Below are 14,550 nucleotides of genomic sequence, written 5' to 3' on the forward strand. Positions count from 1 at the left end.
CCGCGTACAGGGCGGGGGATTTCCATGTCCGGCCCGACCACGACACGCAGGGGAACGACCTTGAGACCCAACAGGCGCAGACGCCCGACCGGCGCACAACGAGCGACCTTCGCAGCGGTCGCCCTCATGCTCGGCGGCGCAACACTGGTCGCGGTGAACGTCTACGCCTCGGCCACCGAAGGCGGTTCGGACCAGCAGGCCGGGCAGACCGCCCAGGTGCTGTCCGCGCCGACCGTCTACTGCCCCGACGCCGGCAGCCGTCTGACGGACGTGCCCGACGCGGCCCGGGCCGACGTCGACGGTGAACTCGCGCAGCTGGACCAGCAGATCGCGGCCGCCTACCAGCAGCTCAAGGAGTCGGCGGCGGCGATCCGGCAGAACCCCTCTCTCGCCGACCAGACGATTCTGGGTCCGCTGAAGGAGAAGCGGTCCGAATCCCTCCAGCGCATCGCCGACGCCATCGGCCGGGAGGGCGACCGCCCCGAGGGCCTCGACGACCTCGCCCCCTGCACCCTGCGCTCCTCGGACCAGGGCGGCGGCCAGTCGGCGTCGCCGCAGGACGGCGCCACACCGGGTCAGAGCGCGAGCGCCGGTGCCGGCGCCGGGACCGGCATCGGCGGCCAGGGCGGCAACGGCCCCGTCGCCGCCGACTACGCCGACATCACTGCCGTCCAGCCCAATGTCACGACCCCGGCCGAGCAGTCCGGCGGTTCCACCGGCACCTTCTCCTCCAGCTGCGGTGTCAACGCCAACGGGCTGTTCAACTCGGACAACGTGATCGTGGCGCCGGGTGTCTCCAACGGCGCGCACCACTTCCACGACTACATCGGCAACCAGTCCAACAACGCCTTCGCCAGCGACGACGACCTCGCGAAGGCCGACACGAGCTGTGCGGACCAGGGCGACAAGTCCACGTACTACTGGCCCGTGCTGCGCCTGCAGAACGGCACGCAGGAGCGGGACGCCGACAAGCCGGGCGGCGGCACCGAGGGCAACGCCGGGCAGATCGTGACGGCGAAGGAGGTCACGCTCACCTTCGAGGGCAACCCGACCTCCAAGGTCACCGAGATGCCGCGGCTGCTGCGCATCATCACCGGTGACGCCAAGTCCTTCGTCAACGGCCCGGCCAACGCGAACGCCTCCTGGAGCTGCACCGGTTTCGAGGACCGGCAGCTCAAGGACAAGTACCCGCTCTGTCCCTCCGGCAGTGACGTGGTGCGTACGTTCCGGTTCCAGAGCTGCTGGGACGGCCGGAACATCGACAGCGCCAACCACCGCACCCATGTGGCGTTCGAGGCCGCCGACGGCAGCTGCCCAGCCGGCTTCGAGGCCATCCCGCAGCTGGTGCAGCGCATCGTCTACGACGTGGACGCGCCGAGCCTTCAGGACGGCGGCCGGACGGTCCCGCTGTTCGCGGTGGACTCGTTCCCCGAGCAGCTGCACAAGCCGGTCACCGACCACGGCGACTTCATCAACGTCTTCGACGAGGACCTGATGCGGAAGATGGTCGGCTGCATCAACTCCGGCCGTACCTGCGGCGCGGGGGCCGACGAGGAGCCGCCGTCGCAGAGCGCCGAACCCGACCCGTCCGAGTCGGCGACCCCGGAGAACCCGCCGTCGGACACCGCGAGCCCGGTCACCGAGCCGAGCGACACGGCGGCCCCGGCCGACCCGCCGGCCCAGACGCAGAGCGCCGAGCCCTCCGAGCCCGCGGCCGAGCCGTCGGCCACGAGGTCCGGCTCCGGCGACTCCGGTCTGCCGCACGTCTACACGAGCGCTTCGCCGAAGAAGTCCTCGGGCACGGGAGGCGGAGTCATCAGCAAGCCGACCGAGCGGCCCGAGACCCAGGCCCCGGCCGACGCGGCGAGCACCGCCGGTGCCGCTCCGGCCGGCCGGCAGAACCCGTCCACCGCGCCCCAGACCGAGCCGCAGGCCGTCCAGGGTGATCTCGCCGAGACCGGAACCAGCCTCTGGCCGGCCGCCTTCGGCGGACTGCTGCTGGCCGCCGGGTTCGTGCTGCTGTGGCGCACCCGGTGGAGGTCGTCCTGACCCAGGCGACGCGTCTCCGCCGGGCCCCGGCCCGGCGGAGACGGCGCGTCCGGCCCCGGCCCCCGTGCCGGGGTCAGGCGGTGCGCAGTGTCTGCCGGGCGAGCTCGAACGCGGGGAGCATCGCGTCGTGCTCCGCGCTGTCGAGCCCGCCCAGGTGCAGGACGACGGGCCCGCGGGGCGTGACCACGGCCAGCGCGGACTCCCGCTTGCTCTCGCCCAGCAGCTCGCTGGTGTGGACGTAGTCGACCCGTACCCCGGCCGGCCCGCCGGACGTGAACGTGAAGGGCCGGTACCTCGCTCCGCTGGTGCCGTCCTCGGCGGCCACGAAGGCCCGGAGCACCGCGCCGGCGTCACCGCTGCCCGGCTTCCCCGTCGACACCCGAAGAAAGCCGATGGACCCGGCGGGCTTGGCGTCGATCTCGCAGACCAGGGTCACCGGACCCTGACGCAGCAGGCTCTCCGCCAGATCGGCGTCCGTGCCGTCCGAGACACCCGCGGCCGGGCCTTCCACGGCCGCCGCCCGCCAGCCGCGGGCGATGTCGAACGTGACCGGCAGCGCACAGGCCGAACCGGCGGCGCCGACCGTGCCCCCGCGCCGAGCCGCCGCACCGGACGCGTGTCCCGACTCCGTGACGCCGGTCGCGCGCGCCGACACCCCGCAACCCGTCAGCATCCCGGCCAGCAGTGCGAGCGGTACGGCTCGCCTCCCCAGGCTCCCCACCCGTTGCCTCCCCTTCGGCGTCCCGGCGCGTCACTGTAACGGAGGGCTCCGACACGGCCGACCAGCCGCACAGCCTTGACCGGCGGCCCGCCGTTTGCCGCCGGCGGGCCGCGCACGGCAGGGTGCCGGTGTGGCTACCTTGCTGATCGTCCATCACACCCCCTCACCGCACTGCCAGGCCATGTTCGAGGCCGTGGTCTCCGGGGCGACGGCCCCGGAGATCGAGGGCGTCCGGGTCGTGCGGCGGGCGGCGCTGTCCGCCACGGTCTCCGACGTCCTCACGGCCGACGGCTACCTCCTCGGCACCCCGGCCAACCTCGGCTACGTCTCCGGCGCCCTCAAGCACTTCTTCGACCAGATCTACTACCCCTGCCTGGACGAGACGCGGGGCCGTCCCTTCGGCGCCTACGTGCACGGCGGCAACGACGTCACCGGCGCCCTGCGCGCCCTCGACGCCCTCACCACCGGCCTCGGCTGGCGCCGGGCGGCTCAGCCGGTCACGGTGACGGGCGAGCCCGGCACGGCGGACATCGAGGCGTGCTGGGAGCTCGGCGCGACCGTCGCCGCCGGCCTCGCCGACGACGCCTGACCCGCCCCGCGCGACGCGCTCCGTCACCCGCACGGACGAAGGTGCGCGCACCGGGCCCAGGGCACACGATGGGACCAGGCCATGTCGTCGATCCGAGGGAGCGCCGGATGGCAGCGCACCGGCATGCCGCCGGGCCGCCCACGGAGGAACTGCTGCGGGAGTGCGCCCGGGACGTCGTGGACGTCGCCGAAGGCATCCGCGAGGTCTGCGCACGGACCAGCTCGGTCCTGTTCGCCCCGGCGCTGACGGGTTCCGCGCGGCGCCGCCCGCGCACCGGATACGCCGCCCGCTGGGCGCTGCTGCGGGCGCTCACCGACCGGCGGGGGCTCGGCGGAGCGGCGATCGTGGCCCCGGACGGCGTGGGCCGTCTCCTCGGCGCGGCGGGGGAGGCGCTGGGCCGGGAGAGCCTGGCCGCGCTGGTGGCGGTCACCTCGCTGCGGCTGAGGATCGCCGCCGTCCTGCTCGACCATCCCGAGTTCGGGCGGGACCCGGGCATGCGCCGGCTGACCGCCGTGCTCGGCGCCGGCCGGGACCTGGAGGCCGTCCACGCGCTGCGGGCCCTCTTCAAGGACCGACAGGCCCGGCGGGCGCTGTCCGCACTGGCCCCGATCCTCGCCGAACTCCTCGCCGTCCGCGGGCTGCTGGGCGAGGATCCGGTCAGTGACGAGACTGCCTGGGCACTCACCGCCGGCCGTGAGCTGGCCGCCGACCCGGTGCGGGGCATCAGCGCCGCCCACCCGGCCGCCCCGGACCGCGGCGAGGGCGCCGTGCAGGCCGTCGAACCGTCCGCCCGGGAGGCGCGGTCCCTCGCCACCAGGGGCTCCCTGCTCGCCTTCCTGCGCAACCTGGACGTCCTCGACGCCGAGAGCCGGGTGCTGGTCCAGGAGGTGCGCGGCCCCGACGCCGTGCTCCGGTACGTGGTCCAGGCACCCGGCACGACCCCCGGCCGTCCCCGCGACGACTCCCCGCAGGACTTCGCCGACGCCTGGCGCAACCTGTTCGCGGCCGACTCGCCCTACACCCGCTCGGTCCTGCTGGCGATCCGGGACCACGGCGTCCCGCGCGGCGCCGACCTCGCGCTCGTCGGACACGGCGAGGGCGCCATCGCACTGCTGAACCTCGCCCGGGACGAGGAGTTCTGCCGCGCCTACCGGGTCACGCACGTGGTGGCCGTCGGCGCGCCGGTCGGCCGCCGGGAACCCGCCGACCCCCGCACCTGGCTCGCCTGCATCACCAACCGGCACGACATCGTCCCGGCGCTCGACGACGGCGGCAGGGGCGCCGCCCCCGGCCCGCACCCCAACCGCTACCGGGCCGTCTACACCGGTCCGGACCCCGAGTTCCCGCGCTGCCACCTGCTCCGCTTCTACATCGACCATCTGGAGACCGTGATCCCGCAGGTCACCCGGGACGTCGACGAGGCCCTCACGTCCTACCGGGGCCCGGTGGAACGCACCCGTGTCTACCGGCTCGAAAACCGCGCCCACCCGCCCGAGGGCCACCCCCTGCTGACCGTCCCCACCACCAGCGTCCCCACCTCGGCGGGCCCGGTCGACGTGCCGGTCCGCTACTACGACTCGTCCGCCGCGCACCTGTGCTACCCGGTCGACGCCGACGTCGCCCGCAGCCTGCTGCCGGACGTCACCTGGCTGGTCCCCGCCCGCTTCGGGCGCCGGGCCCTGGCCGTGCTCTCCCTCTACGAGCACCGCTGCACCACCATCGGCCCCTACACCGAACTCGGCCTGTCCGTCCTGGTCGACGACCTGTGGCGGCCGCGCCCGTACGACCTGGCCAGGGACCTGCTGCGCCGCGTCGACCTGCGGCGCACCGGGCGGTACGTCGTCGCGCTCGCCGTCGGCACCGAGGAGGCGCGGGCGGTGGCCGAGGAGCTCTGGGCCCAGCCGGCCGTGCACGGTTCCGCCGAGGTCCTCCTGCAGGGTGGTGAACTGCGGGTCGAGGCACCGGAACTGGGCCTGGGCGTCGAGGGCGGCCCCGGCCCCGGAGTGCGCTGCCCGGAGGCGGACTGGGTGCTCTACGGCCGCCGGGGCGACTGCACCGTACGCACCCTGGTCCGTGCCGACGGCCGACCGCGCGTCCACACCCGTCCCCGGGTACGGCTGCGGCTCGACGGCGGGCACGGACCGCTGGCCCGCCACCTCCAGATCCTCGAACTGGACACCCTCCGGCCCGGGTTCGTCCTGACCAGCCCACGGTTCATGGCCCACAGAAGCGCCGGCGCGCCGCTGCCGCGCTGAGCCCGAGAACAGGTGCACCCGCCATGACGACCGAACCCCGTTCCGCCACCGCCGCCCCCGAACTCCTCGCCTACGTCGACGATCTGAGAGTCGACGCGGACCGGATGGACGACTACGCGCGGCGGCTGCGCGGCGCCGCGGACACCCTGGCCGGGCGCACCGGGGCTCCCGAGTGGAGCGGGACCGCCCTGGAGCGGCAGGCGACGGCCTGCGCGGCCGCGGCGGCACAACTGCGCTCCGCGGCGACGGCGTTGCTGGCGCACGCGACGCACTGACCGGCGGCCGTCTCCCGGATGTCAGCCGCGCAGCGCCGCCTCCAGGACCAGCAGGCACGCCTGCCCCGGTGCCGAGGAGTCGTCGGGCAGCGCGTACATCCGGAGCAGATCGGTGCCGGCGGTCTCGAAGTCCACGGCTCGCACGGTGACCGCCCGCCCGGCGGGGGAGAGGGCGGTGACCGCCGCGCAGTCGTGGACGTCGACGCGGCGGCCCGGCACGGGGGCCCCGTCGACGGCCTCGCCGTCCGTGGACAGCACCAGGATCCGCCGGCCGCCCCAGGTCGCCGCGTGCAGCAGACCGGTCTCGGGATCACGGGCGATGCCTCGGAGGTGGTCGGGGTAGCGGAACATCTCCTCCACCTCGCCGGTCGCCGGGTCCAGGCGGTACACGATGGACCGCGAGTCGGGCCGGTCCTCGGCCACCGAGACCCACACGAACTGCCCGTCGTGGGTGAGGCCGCCGGCGTGGTAGACGGTCTCCTCGCCGAGCTCCCAGTGCCGCAGCAGCCGTCCGCGCCCGCTCATCTCGAAGAGGTGCCCACGGCCGGTGCCCGGGGTGTACGACGGCCCGTCCGGGCCCGCGGCGGCCCCGGCCGGCCGCAGGACCTCCGAGCTGCTCACGAAGAAGCTGCCGTCGGCCCGGTCCATGCCCTGCGGGCGGTGGCAGACGAAGTCCAGCGGGACGGTGTCCACGAGGGCCCACTCGGCGGCCCTGGTCACGCGGGCGATGGCCTCGTCGACCGTGGGTTTCATCGAGGTGCCGCCTTCCGCCGGGGCCCCTTCCCCCGATCATGCGGCGCGACCACGGAGGCCGCATCCCGTGCCGGGCGCCGGCTGCGGACGCACGCGGGCCCAGGCCTCGCGGGAGGCCCGGGCCGCGGGGCGGGACGGGGAGCGGGTCAGTCCGCCCGGGTGGTGTGGGGTTGGTCGGGGCCGGGCTTCGGACGGGTGCGGGTCCAGGACGGGTCGGCGGCGAGGACGGGTGCGGGGGGATGGTTCATGGGACGACGTGCTTCCTGGGATGTGGGGGATGGGCGGTCAGCCCGGTGCCGTGGACAGCTCGGCCCAGACGACCCGTGCGGAGGATCCCTCCGGTGCGACCGTGACGCCCCAGTCGAGGCTGAGCGCGTCGACCAGGAAGAGCCCGCGCCCGTTCTGCTCGTCCGGTCTGGCCTGCCGCGGCGCCGGGAGCGTGAAGCTCCCGCTCTGGTCCTCGACCTCGACACGGATCCGGTCGACGGCGGCGTGCACCCGGCAGATGATCCGCCGGCCGGCCGAGTGGACGATGGAGTTGGTGACCAGTTCGGAGGTGACCAGGACCGCGTTGTCGCGGGCCTCCTCGCACACGCCCCACGAGGTCAGCAGCTCGCCCACGCTGCGGCGGGCGTTGCCCACCGCGCGGGGCGTGGGCGCCAGGTCGAACGCCAGGCTGTGCGGGGCGGGCCGGTCCCCGGAGGCGAACCGGTCGGGGCCTTGCGGCCCAGGGAGTCGACCGAGGCGTTCGCCTCCGGGTGGTCGGGGGATGCCCGTGGCCTCCGACGGGCGGTGCGGACCCTCGGCAGCGGCCGCGAGGGCCGGTCGGGGCGGGCCGGGTATCCGGCCGTCGGGCAGTCGGTCGAGCGGCTGGGGGAGAGAGGGCGGGGCCATCGCCGTGCGCCTTTCGTCCGGCTTCGCAGCGTGGGGGGCTGAGCGGTCGCGTCCGCCCGGGCCGCTCGGGGGCAGACGACGACCGGTGCCTGGACGACATCGGGTCGCAGTTCAGTCTCCCCCAACTGGACTGCTTCGCCTGCTCCTTGGTCGGCCGGAGCAGTGACTCCACTCTGGCATCTGCCAACATCGTCTCGCAACCGGCAAGTTGAAAATTGCAAGAAGCGAAGTGCATGCTGCTCCCGACAGGAAGTGATCGAATGAGTCCGCGAGCCGATCACGAGCGTGTGAGACGGTGACCCTGAAACCTGGTGCGAGGGGGTAGGGCGTGACCTCGGAGACCGACTGGGGCGGTGCCCCTTCCGTCCTGCGCATGATCCTCGGCCGGCAGCTGGAGGAGATGCGGACCCGGGCGGGCCTGAGCTTCGAGCAGGCCGGCGCCGCGATCGGCGTCAGTCACTCCACGATCCGCCGGATGGAGGCCGCCAAGGTGGCCCGGCTCCGGCTGGCCGACGCCGAGAAGCTGCTGCAGACCTACGGCGTGACGGACCAACAGGAGGTCGACACCTTCCTCCAGTCGGTGCGCGAGGCCAACAAGCGGGGCTGGTGGCACACCTACCGCGACGTGATGCCGGACTGGTTCGCCGCGTATCTGAGCCTGGAACAGGCGGCGTCGCAGATCCGCGCCTACGAGAACGAGTTCGTGCACGGCCTGCTGCAGACCCGCGAGTACGCCGCCGCCCTGCTCGGCGCCGGCAACCCGCACGCCCCGGCCGAGGCCACCGAGCGCCGGGTGGCGCTGCGCATGCGCCGTCAGGAACTGCTCACCCGTGAGTCGCCGCCCAGGCTGTGGGTCGTGATGGACGAGACGGTGCTGCGCTGGCCGGTCGGCGGCGCCGGGGTGATGCGGGCCCAGATCGACCATCTGATCGAGATCAACCGGCTGCCCAACGTCACCCTGCAGATCATGCCGTTCGCCAACGGCCCGCACCCGGCCATGCGCGCGGGTGCGTACCACCTCTTCCGGTTCCGGGCTCCCGAACTGCCCGACATCGTCTATCTCAACGGCCTGGTGGGCGCCGTCTACCTGGACAAGAGCGAGGACGTCGTGGTTTACCGCGAGGCCCTGGACCGGTTGGGCGCCCAGGCGGCGCCCGCCAGGAAGACCGAGGTCATCCTCGGTGCGATTCGCGAGGAGCTCTGAGTGCACCACCCCATACACAACGGCATCCCGTCCCGGCAGCTCGGCGCGCGCGGCTGGTCCAAGCCGTGGAGCGACGACGCCGGCGGCGCCTGCGTGGAAGTCAAGAAGCTCGCCGACGGGCGGGTGGCGGTACGCCAGTCGACCGACCCGGACGGCCCGGCGCTGGTCTTCACGCCCCGCGAGATGATCACGTTCCTCTCCGGTGTGAAGGCGGGTGACGCCGACTTCCTGATGTGAGACGTGTTACCGGAACTTCCTTGCTATAGCTGATCGTTGAGCGAACCCCCACCCCTGACACCACCACCCCCCACCCCCTCACCTCACCCGAATGGGAGACACGGCGTTGCCCGACAACGGATGGCCGGCCGACCGCATCGACACCGAGAACGCGCACTCCGCCCGCATCTACGACTACATCCTGGGCGGCAAGGACTACTACCCCGCCGATCAGGAGGCGGGCGACGCCATGTCCCGGGAGTGGCCCGCGCTCCCGGTCCACATGCGGGCCAACCGCGACTGGATGAACCGCGCTGTGCGCTGGCTCGCCGAGGAGGCGGGGATGCGCCAGTTCCTGGACGTGGGCACCGGCATACCCACCTCCCCGAACCTGCACGAGATAGCCCAGGCGGTCTCCCCCGACTCCCGGGTCGTCTACGTGGACAACGACCCCATCGTCCTCACCCTGTCCCAGGGCCTGCTCTCCAGCACGCCCGAGGGCAGGACCGCGTACATCGAGGCGGACTTCCGGGACCTGACGGACCTCTTCGACGCCCCCGAACTGCAAGAGACCCTCGACCTCGACCAGCCGGTGGCGCTCACGGTGATCGCCATCGTGCACTTCATGCTGGACGCGGACGACGCGGTGGGTGTCGTACGACGGCTGCTGGAGCGGCTGCCCTCCGGCAGCTATCTGGCGATGTCCATCGGCACCGCCGAGTTCGCGCCGGAGGAGGTGGGCCGGGTCGCCCGCGAGTACGCGGCCCGCAACATGCCGATGCGGCTGCGCACCGTCGACGAGGCCGAGGCGTTCTTCGAGGGCCTGGAGCTGGTCGAGCCGGGCATCGTCCAGGTGCACAAGTGGCACCCGGACGGCACCGGCGATGAAGGCATCCGCGACGAGGACATCGCGATGTACGGAGCGGTCGCCCGCAAGCCGTGACCCAGGGCTCCGTGCCGGGGCCCGGCTCACCTTCCGGGCCCCGGCACGGTCCGCGCGCGGGTACCGTGGGGCCATGAACAGCACGCGCGTCACCCGGCGGGTGCAGGCGACACCGGCCGCCGTCTACCGGGCGCTGCTCGACCCGGAGGCGGTCGCCGCCTGGCGGGCACCGGACGGCATGACCGCCCGGGTCCACGCCTTCGACGCCCGGGAGGGCGGCGAATTCCGGGTCTCCCTCGACTACGACGACCCGGGCCGCGCCGGGAAGTCCGGCGGGCACACCGACACCTACCGGGGGCACTTCGCCCGGCTGGTCCCGGACCGCCTCGTCGTCGAGGTCATCGACTTCGAGACCGACGACGACACCGTACGCGGCACCATGACGATGACGACGGCCCTGACCGCGGCCGGCGGCGGCACGGACGTCGAGGTCCTGCACGAGGGCATCCCCGGGGGCGTCCGCCCCGAGGACGACGAACTGGGCACCCGGATGGCCCTCGACAACCTGGCCCGGCTCGTCGAGGGCCGCGGGTGACTCAGGCGTTCGGGTCGAAGCTGATCCCCGAGGGCATCGAGTACGCGAGGTTGGACTCGAAGGAGCCGTCCTTGATCTTGATGGTGGCATCGCCGAAATCGGCGTTCATCAACTTGTCGCGGTAACCCGCCGGATAGCCGTCCCAGCCCACCAGGCGCGGGAAGAACCAGCCGCCGGTCACGTTCTCGGGCGGGTCGTCGTTGGAGTTGGCGAAGCGGAAGTCGTGCGTGGACAGGCCGTCCTTGTGGTACACGATCTTCGGGTGGGTGCCGTCGAACCGGATCGCCGAGGCGGCCGCCACCTGGTAACTGCTGTGCTGGGACACCGAGACGTACTGCACCTGGTTGTTCTGGATCCACACGATGACGTGTTCCCAGTCGTGCCGGTGGCCGATGGCCAGCGGCCCGTACGTCGCCTGGTCCTTCTCGAAGTAGCTGGCGTACATCACCGCGCACCAGCCGTTGTTGCACTTCTCGCGCGAGTAGGTGTTGGCGTTGGCCAGCTGCGCGTAGTCGTGGCAGTGGCCGTTGACGTCACCGCCCAGCCCCAGGCCGGGGTTGAGGGTGCCGTCGGCGCCGATCGCGGCGGTGGTGTAGCAGCCGTCGCCGTCGTAGTCGTAGGCCGGGGAGAAGCTCTGCTCCAGTCCGTCGGCGTTCTGCGGCAGCAGGGTCAGGACGCTGGCGTGTGCGGTGGCGGGCACGGCGACGACCAGCGCGAGGGCTCCGATCGCGGCGGCGAGGGCTTTGCGGAGCGGCCGTCTGCGGGTGGGGGATTGCAGGTCGGACATGTCGACTCCCTGTCTCTGAAAGGCGATGCGGAGTCTGGCATTCGGGCAATGGTCAAGACCACCCTCACGACTTAACTTTGACCCAAAGACAATTGAACAGAGGATACAACTCCCTTGCTGCCCAATGGTTTTGACCTGCTGTGAGTTGTCCGTTCGCGCCTGCCGTGCGCCCCGGGCCGGCGCCGGGCTTCTCGTCGGCGTCCCCCCACGACCCGAAAGGGGGCCCCGCGAAGGACGCGGACACGCTGTCCACGCCGGCCGAGGCGGGCCGGTACGCGGCCGGCGTCGACCCGGTGGCCACCGAGTCCGGCCGGGCCACCGGAGTCCCGGGCGGCCTGCGGGGGCAGCGTCTTCAAGGGCCTCCCGTACGCCGACTCCACCGCCGGAGCGGCCCGCCGGCACCCGCCGCGGCCGGCCTCGTCCTGGGCGGGGGTACGCGCCGCCGCCTCCGGGGGCCCGGCCTGCCGCAGCCGGTCACGGGTATCCCGGACGACCGGCTGCCCGAGTTCGGCGAGGACTGCCTGAACCTCGACATCTGGACGGCGGGGCCCGGTTCGGACAGCCGTCGCCCCGTCCTCGGCCGGCTGCACGGCGCGAGGCCACCCCGAGCTGAGCGCCGAGTCCGGTTACGGTGGCTCGGGCAACCGCCACCGGCGGCTTCCAGGGCTCCGGCGCCGACTGCCTGCTCGGCTGCCGCTGCGGCACCGACCGCCCCTGGACCTCCCAGGACTACGACGTCGCCGGCACACGGCCTCCCGCGTCGCCCGCTTCGCCGTCACCGGCGACCCGGACGGCGACTCCCTGGCCGACTGGCCCGCCCTCGCCGCCGACACATCCGCGGACGACGGAGCCCGGCGCGGACTTCGGCACGGTCGCGGTGGTGGACAGCGGCGCGAAGCTCACCCTCCTGCGGGCCTACCTGGAGTCACAGACCAGGGAGTTCCGAGACGTCCCCGGCCGCGGCCCGGGCGCCGCCACGGCCGAGGATCCCGTGCTGATGCCGGTGCACGCTCGGGGTGCGGTGCAGGGCGATCAGGGCCGCGTCGTCGCCGAGATGGCCGCCGGCGTGGGTCATCAGGTCCCGCCGGACGTGGTGGATCAGCGCCTCCGGGGAGGAGTCGGTCCACTGCGCCACCCGGTCCGCGAGCGGATAGAAGCGGTGCCGGACGTCCCGCGCCTCGACGACCCCGTCGGTGTACAGCAGCAGGGTGTCGCCCGGCTCGAAGGAGAACACGTCCACGATGTGCTCCGTGGCCCGCGTCCCCTGCACGCCGAGCGGCGGCGACGGATGCAGGCTCGGGACGGTGACCGCGTGCCCGGGGCTCAGCAGCAGGGGCGGCGGATGGCCGCAGCTGGTCATCCGGGTGATCGGGTCCAGGTCCGGGATCTCGATCAGCAGAGCGGTCGCGAACCGCTCGCCCGCCTCCTCCGGCGACTCCATGTCCGCCGCGTACCGGGTCACGCTCTGTTCCAGCACGGCGGCCAGCTCCGGCAGGGTGATGTCCCGGTGGGCGGACTCCCGGAAGGCGCTGAGCAGCAGCGCCGCCTCGCCGATCGCGGCCAGCCCCTTGCCGCGGACATCGCCGATCAGCACCCGGACCTGCCCGCCCGCGTGGGTGGCCGCGTACAGGTCGCCGCCGATCTGCGCCTCGTCCTCGGCGGCCAGGTAGAGCGAGGCGATCCGCAGCGGGCCGATGTGCTCGGGCAGCGGCCACATCAGCACGTGCTGCGCGGCCTCCGCGACCGAGCGGACCTGGGCCAGCTGGGCCCGGCGCCGGTCACGCATCGCGGCGTAGACCGTCACCACCACGGAGAGCAGCGTCAGGGTGACGATCTGCACGATGTGGTTCGCGCTCATCAGACCGCCGTGGAACACGCCGATCACCACCTGGGCGGCCACCGCCAGCGCCGCCACCAGCGCCGTGGCGCGGGCCCCTGCGAATGACGGGGTGAGCGCGGGAGCGATCACGAGGGTCGGCCCCAGGTGGACGTCGGGCGGCGATTCGATGGTCGCCACGGCGATCGCCACGATGAGCAGCACCGGGAGCAGCAGCAGCGCGTGCGCGGACTGCCATGTCTGTCGCCGCCCCGCGGCGCTCCACCGGCTCCCCATGCCTCCCAGCGTGCGTCACCGGCCCGTGCCCGGCCACCGCGAGCCGGACGGGTGGCGTGGCCCTAGAGGTTCACGCTCCGCATCCCGGACTCGTCGTAGCGTTCGCCCGCGGCCCTCGGCACCTCGGCGTCGATGCGGGCCAGGTCCTCCTTGGACAGGTCGACGTCCACGGCGCCGGCGTTCTGCTCCAGATAGGTACGGCGCTTGGTGCCCGGGATCGGGACGATGTGCTCGCCCTGGGCCAGCACCCAGGCCAGCGCCAGCTGGGCCGGGGTGACGTCCTTCTCCGCGGCGATCTCCTTCACCTTCTCGGCGAGCCGCAGGTTCGCCGCCAGGTTGTCGCCGGTGAAGCGGGGGCCGGTGCGGCGCCAGTCGTTCGCGTCGAGGTCGTCGGGGGAGGAGAACCGGCCGGCCAGGAAACCACGGCCCAGCGGCGAGTACGGGACGAACCCGATGCCCAGCTCCCGGCAGGCGGGGAGCACCTCGTCCTCCGGGTCGCGGGTCCACAGCGAGTACTCGGTCTGCACCGCCGCGATCGGGTGCACCGCGTGGGCACGCCGGATCGTCTCGGCGCCCGCCTCGCTCAGTCCGATGTGCCGCACCTTGCCCTCGGCGACCAGCTCGGCCATGGCGCCTACGGTCTCCTCGATCGGCACGTTCGGGTCGACGCGGTGCTGGTAGTAGAGGTCGATGTGGTCGGTGCCGAGACGCCGCAGCGAACCGTGGACGGAGCTGCGCACGTGCTCGGCCGAGCCGTCCTGCGGGCCGATGCTGCCCATGTCGCCGGGGACGGCGTCGTCCATCCGGTAGTTGAACTTCGTGGCGATGACGTACTCGTCCCGGTGCCCGCGGATCGCCTCGCCGATCAGTGTCTCGTTGGTGAGCGGCCCGTAGAGCTGCGCGGTGTCGAGGAAGGTGATGCCCAGTTCCCGCGCACGGCGGATGGTCTGTGCGCCCTCGTCCTGGTCGGCCGTGCCGTAGAAGGCGGACATGCCCATGCAGCCGAGGCCGATGGCGGAAACCTGCAGATCTCCCAGATGGCGCTGTCGCATGTGACTCCAGCCTTTCCCTGCTCGTTCGTTCCTTGGTTCCGGACGCACACCCCACTCCATGGAGCGGCGGTTTGTGTCCGCCGGCATCCCGGGGCGATGCCCGGCGCCGCCGACGCTACGACTTCAAGAGCACTCGAAGTCAAACGGCCGGTACCGCCGATCCG

General features: G+C 73.0%; 15 protein-coding genes. 9 read left to right on the forward strand and 6 right to left on the reverse strand.

What is annotated here, in order from left to right:
• The first annotated feature begins 126 nt into the window (after positions 1-126).
• A complete protein-coding gene (locus tag ACFXI4_RS09440) occupies positions 127-2,049 on the forward strand; it encodes a DUF1996 domain-containing protein (protein ID WP_384989240.1) in 1,923 nt (640 codons plus the stop codon).
• A 73-nt stretch (positions 2,050-2,122) separates the two neighbouring features.
• On the opposite strand, the gene ACFXI4_RS09445 is transcribed toward ACFXI4_RS09440, so the two are convergent.
• The gene (locus ACFXI4_RS09445; protein WP_384989107.1) at positions 2,123-2,770 is read right to left on the reverse strand and encodes a lipoprotein; all 648 of its coding nucleotides are present in this window, start codon (positions 2,768-2,770) and stop codon (positions 2,123-2,125) included.
• Between the two features lie 130 nt (positions 2,771-2,900).
• On the opposite strand from ACFXI4_RS09445, the gene ACFXI4_RS09450 reads away from it, so the two are divergent.
• The 3 genes from ACFXI4_RS09450 to ACFXI4_RS09460 all read left to right on the forward strand — a co-directional run bounded on the left by ACFXI4_RS09450 (position 2,901) and on the right by ACFXI4_RS09460 (position 5,889).
• Positions 2,901-3,359, forward strand: coding sequence for a flavodoxin family protein (locus tag ACFXI4_RS09450; RefSeq protein ID WP_384989108.1), 459 nt, complete (start codon positions 2,901-2,903; stop codon positions 3,357-3,359).
• Between the two features lie 107 nt (positions 3,360-3,466).
• Complete coding sequence (locus ACFXI4_RS09455; RefSeq protein ID WP_384989109.1) at positions 3,467-5,614, forward strand: acetoacetate decarboxylase family protein; 2,148 nt, start codon at positions 3,467-3,469, stop codon at positions 5,612-5,614.
• Between the two features lie 23 nt (positions 5,615-5,637).
• On the forward strand, positions 5,638-5,889 hold the full coding sequence (locus tag ACFXI4_RS09460; protein WP_384989110.1) for a hypothetical protein: 252 nt from the start codon (positions 5,638-5,640) through the stop codon (positions 5,887-5,889).
• Positions 5,890-5,910: 21 nt separating this feature from the next.
• Here the strand turns inward: ACFXI4_RS09460 and ACFXI4_RS09465 are convergent, their stop codons facing one another.
• Positions 5,911-6,642 carry a DUF6454 family protein gene (locus ACFXI4_RS09465; protein ID WP_384989111.1) on the reverse strand — a complete coding sequence of 244 codons (732 nt, stop codon included), beginning with the start codon at positions 6,640-6,642 and terminating at the stop codon, positions 5,911-5,913.
• 285 nt (positions 6,643-6,927) lie between these two features.
• Complete coding sequence (locus tag ACFXI4_RS09470) at positions 6,928-7,536, reverse strand: ATP-binding protein (RefSeq protein ID WP_384989112.1); 609 nt, start codon at positions 7,534-7,536, stop codon at positions 6,928-6,930.
• 328 nt (positions 7,537-7,864) lie between these two features.
• On the opposite strand from ACFXI4_RS09470, the gene ACFXI4_RS09475 reads away from it, so the two are divergent.
• From ACFXI4_RS09475 to ACFXI4_RS09490, 4 genes are all read left to right on the forward strand, one after another.
• On the forward strand, positions 7,865-8,740 hold the full coding sequence (locus ACFXI4_RS09475) for a helix-turn-helix domain-containing protein (protein ID WP_384989113.1): 876 nt from the start codon (positions 7,865-7,867) through the stop codon (positions 8,738-8,740).
• Positions 8,741-8,977 (forward strand): DUF397 domain-containing protein, encoded by a 237-nt coding sequence (locus ACFXI4_RS09480; protein WP_384989114.1) that lies wholly within the window; start codon positions 8,741-8,743, stop codon positions 8,975-8,977. It begins immediately after the preceding gene.
• A 106-nt stretch (positions 8,978-9,083) separates the two neighbouring features.
• Positions 9,084-9,899: an SAM-dependent methyltransferase gene (locus ACFXI4_RS09485; protein WP_384989115.1), complete on the forward strand. Its 816-nt coding sequence runs from the start codon at positions 9,084-9,086 to the stop codon at positions 9,897-9,899.
• Positions 9,900-9,972: 73 nt separating this feature from the next.
• Positions 9,973-10,434 carry an SRPBCC domain-containing protein gene (locus ACFXI4_RS09490; protein WP_384989116.1) on the forward strand — a complete coding sequence of 154 codons (462 nt, stop codon included), beginning with the start codon at positions 9,973-9,975 and terminating at the stop codon, positions 10,432-10,434.
• A gap of 1 nt (position 10,435) precedes the next feature.
• Here ACFXI4_RS09490 and ACFXI4_RS09495 read toward each other — a convergent pair whose 3' ends face one another.
• Positions 10,436-11,221 (reverse strand): NPP1 family protein, encoded by a 786-nt coding sequence (locus ACFXI4_RS09495; RefSeq protein WP_362732635.1) that lies wholly within the window; start codon positions 11,219-11,221, stop codon positions 10,436-10,438.
• A 159-nt stretch (positions 11,222-11,380) separates the two neighbouring features.
• Between ACFXI4_RS09495 and ACFXI4_RS09500 the strand changes: the two genes are divergently transcribed.
• Positions 11,381-11,746, forward strand: coding sequence for a carboxylesterase family protein (locus ACFXI4_RS09500; RefSeq protein WP_384989242.1), 366 nt, complete (start codon positions 11,381-11,383; stop codon positions 11,744-11,746).
• Positions 11,747-12,146: 400 nt separating this feature from the next.
• Here ACFXI4_RS09500 and ACFXI4_RS09505 read toward each other — a convergent pair whose 3' ends face one another.
• Positions 12,147-13,334, reverse strand: coding sequence for a PP2C family protein-serine/threonine phosphatase (locus tag ACFXI4_RS09505; protein ID WP_384989117.1), 1,188 nt, complete (start codon positions 13,332-13,334; stop codon positions 12,147-12,149).
• Between the two features lie 62 nt (positions 13,335-13,396).
• Positions 13,397-14,386 (reverse strand): aldo/keto reductase, encoded by a 990-nt coding sequence (locus tag ACFXI4_RS09510; RefSeq protein ID WP_384989118.1) that lies wholly within the window; start codon positions 14,384-14,386, stop codon positions 13,397-13,399.
• Between the last annotated feature and the right edge of the window lie 164 nt (positions 14,387-14,550).

It is taken from the genome of Streptomyces sp. NPDC059224, assembly GCF_042754285.1.
Lineage (GTDB): Bacteria > Actinomycetota > Actinomycetes > Streptomycetales > Streptomycetaceae > Streptomyces.

Excerpts from the sequence above, each read along its gene's own strand:
- ACFXI4_RS09465 (WP_384989111.1), bottom strand. The coding sequence starts at position 6,642 with ATGAAACCCACGGTCGACGAGGCCATCGCCCGCGTGACCAGGGCCGCC.
- ACFXI4_RS09505 (WP_384989117.1), bottom strand. The coding sequence starts at position 13,334 with ATGGGGAGCCGGTGGAGCGCCGCGGGGCGGCGACAGACATGGCAGTCC.
- ACFXI4_RS09510 (WP_384989118.1), bottom strand. The coding sequence starts at position 14,386 with ATGCGACAGCGCCATCTGGGAGATCTGCAGGTTTCCGCCATCGGCCTC.
- ACFXI4_RS09470 (WP_384989112.1), bottom strand. The coding sequence starts at position 7,536 with ATGGCCCCGCCCTCTCTCCCCCAGCCGCTCGACCGACTGCCCGACGGC.
- ACFXI4_RS09460 (WP_384989110.1), top strand. The coding sequence starts at position 5,638 with ATGACGACCGAACCCCGTTCCGCCACCGCCGCCCCCGAACTCCTCGCC.
- ACFXI4_RS09490 (WP_384989116.1), top strand. The coding sequence starts at position 9,973 with ATGAACAGCACGCGCGTCACCCGGCGGGTGCAGGCGACACCGGCCGCC.
- ACFXI4_RS09495 (WP_362732635.1), bottom strand. The coding sequence starts at position 11,221 with ATGTCCGACCTGCAATCCCCCACCCGCAGACGGCCGCTCCGCAAAGCC.
- ACFXI4_RS09440 (WP_384989240.1), top strand. The coding sequence starts at position 127 with ATGCTCGGCGGCGCAACACTGGTCGCGGTGAACGTCTACGCCTCGGCC.
- ACFXI4_RS09455 (WP_384989109.1), top strand. The coding sequence starts at position 3,467 with ATGGCAGCGCACCGGCATGCCGCCGGGCCGCCCACGGAGGAACTGCTG.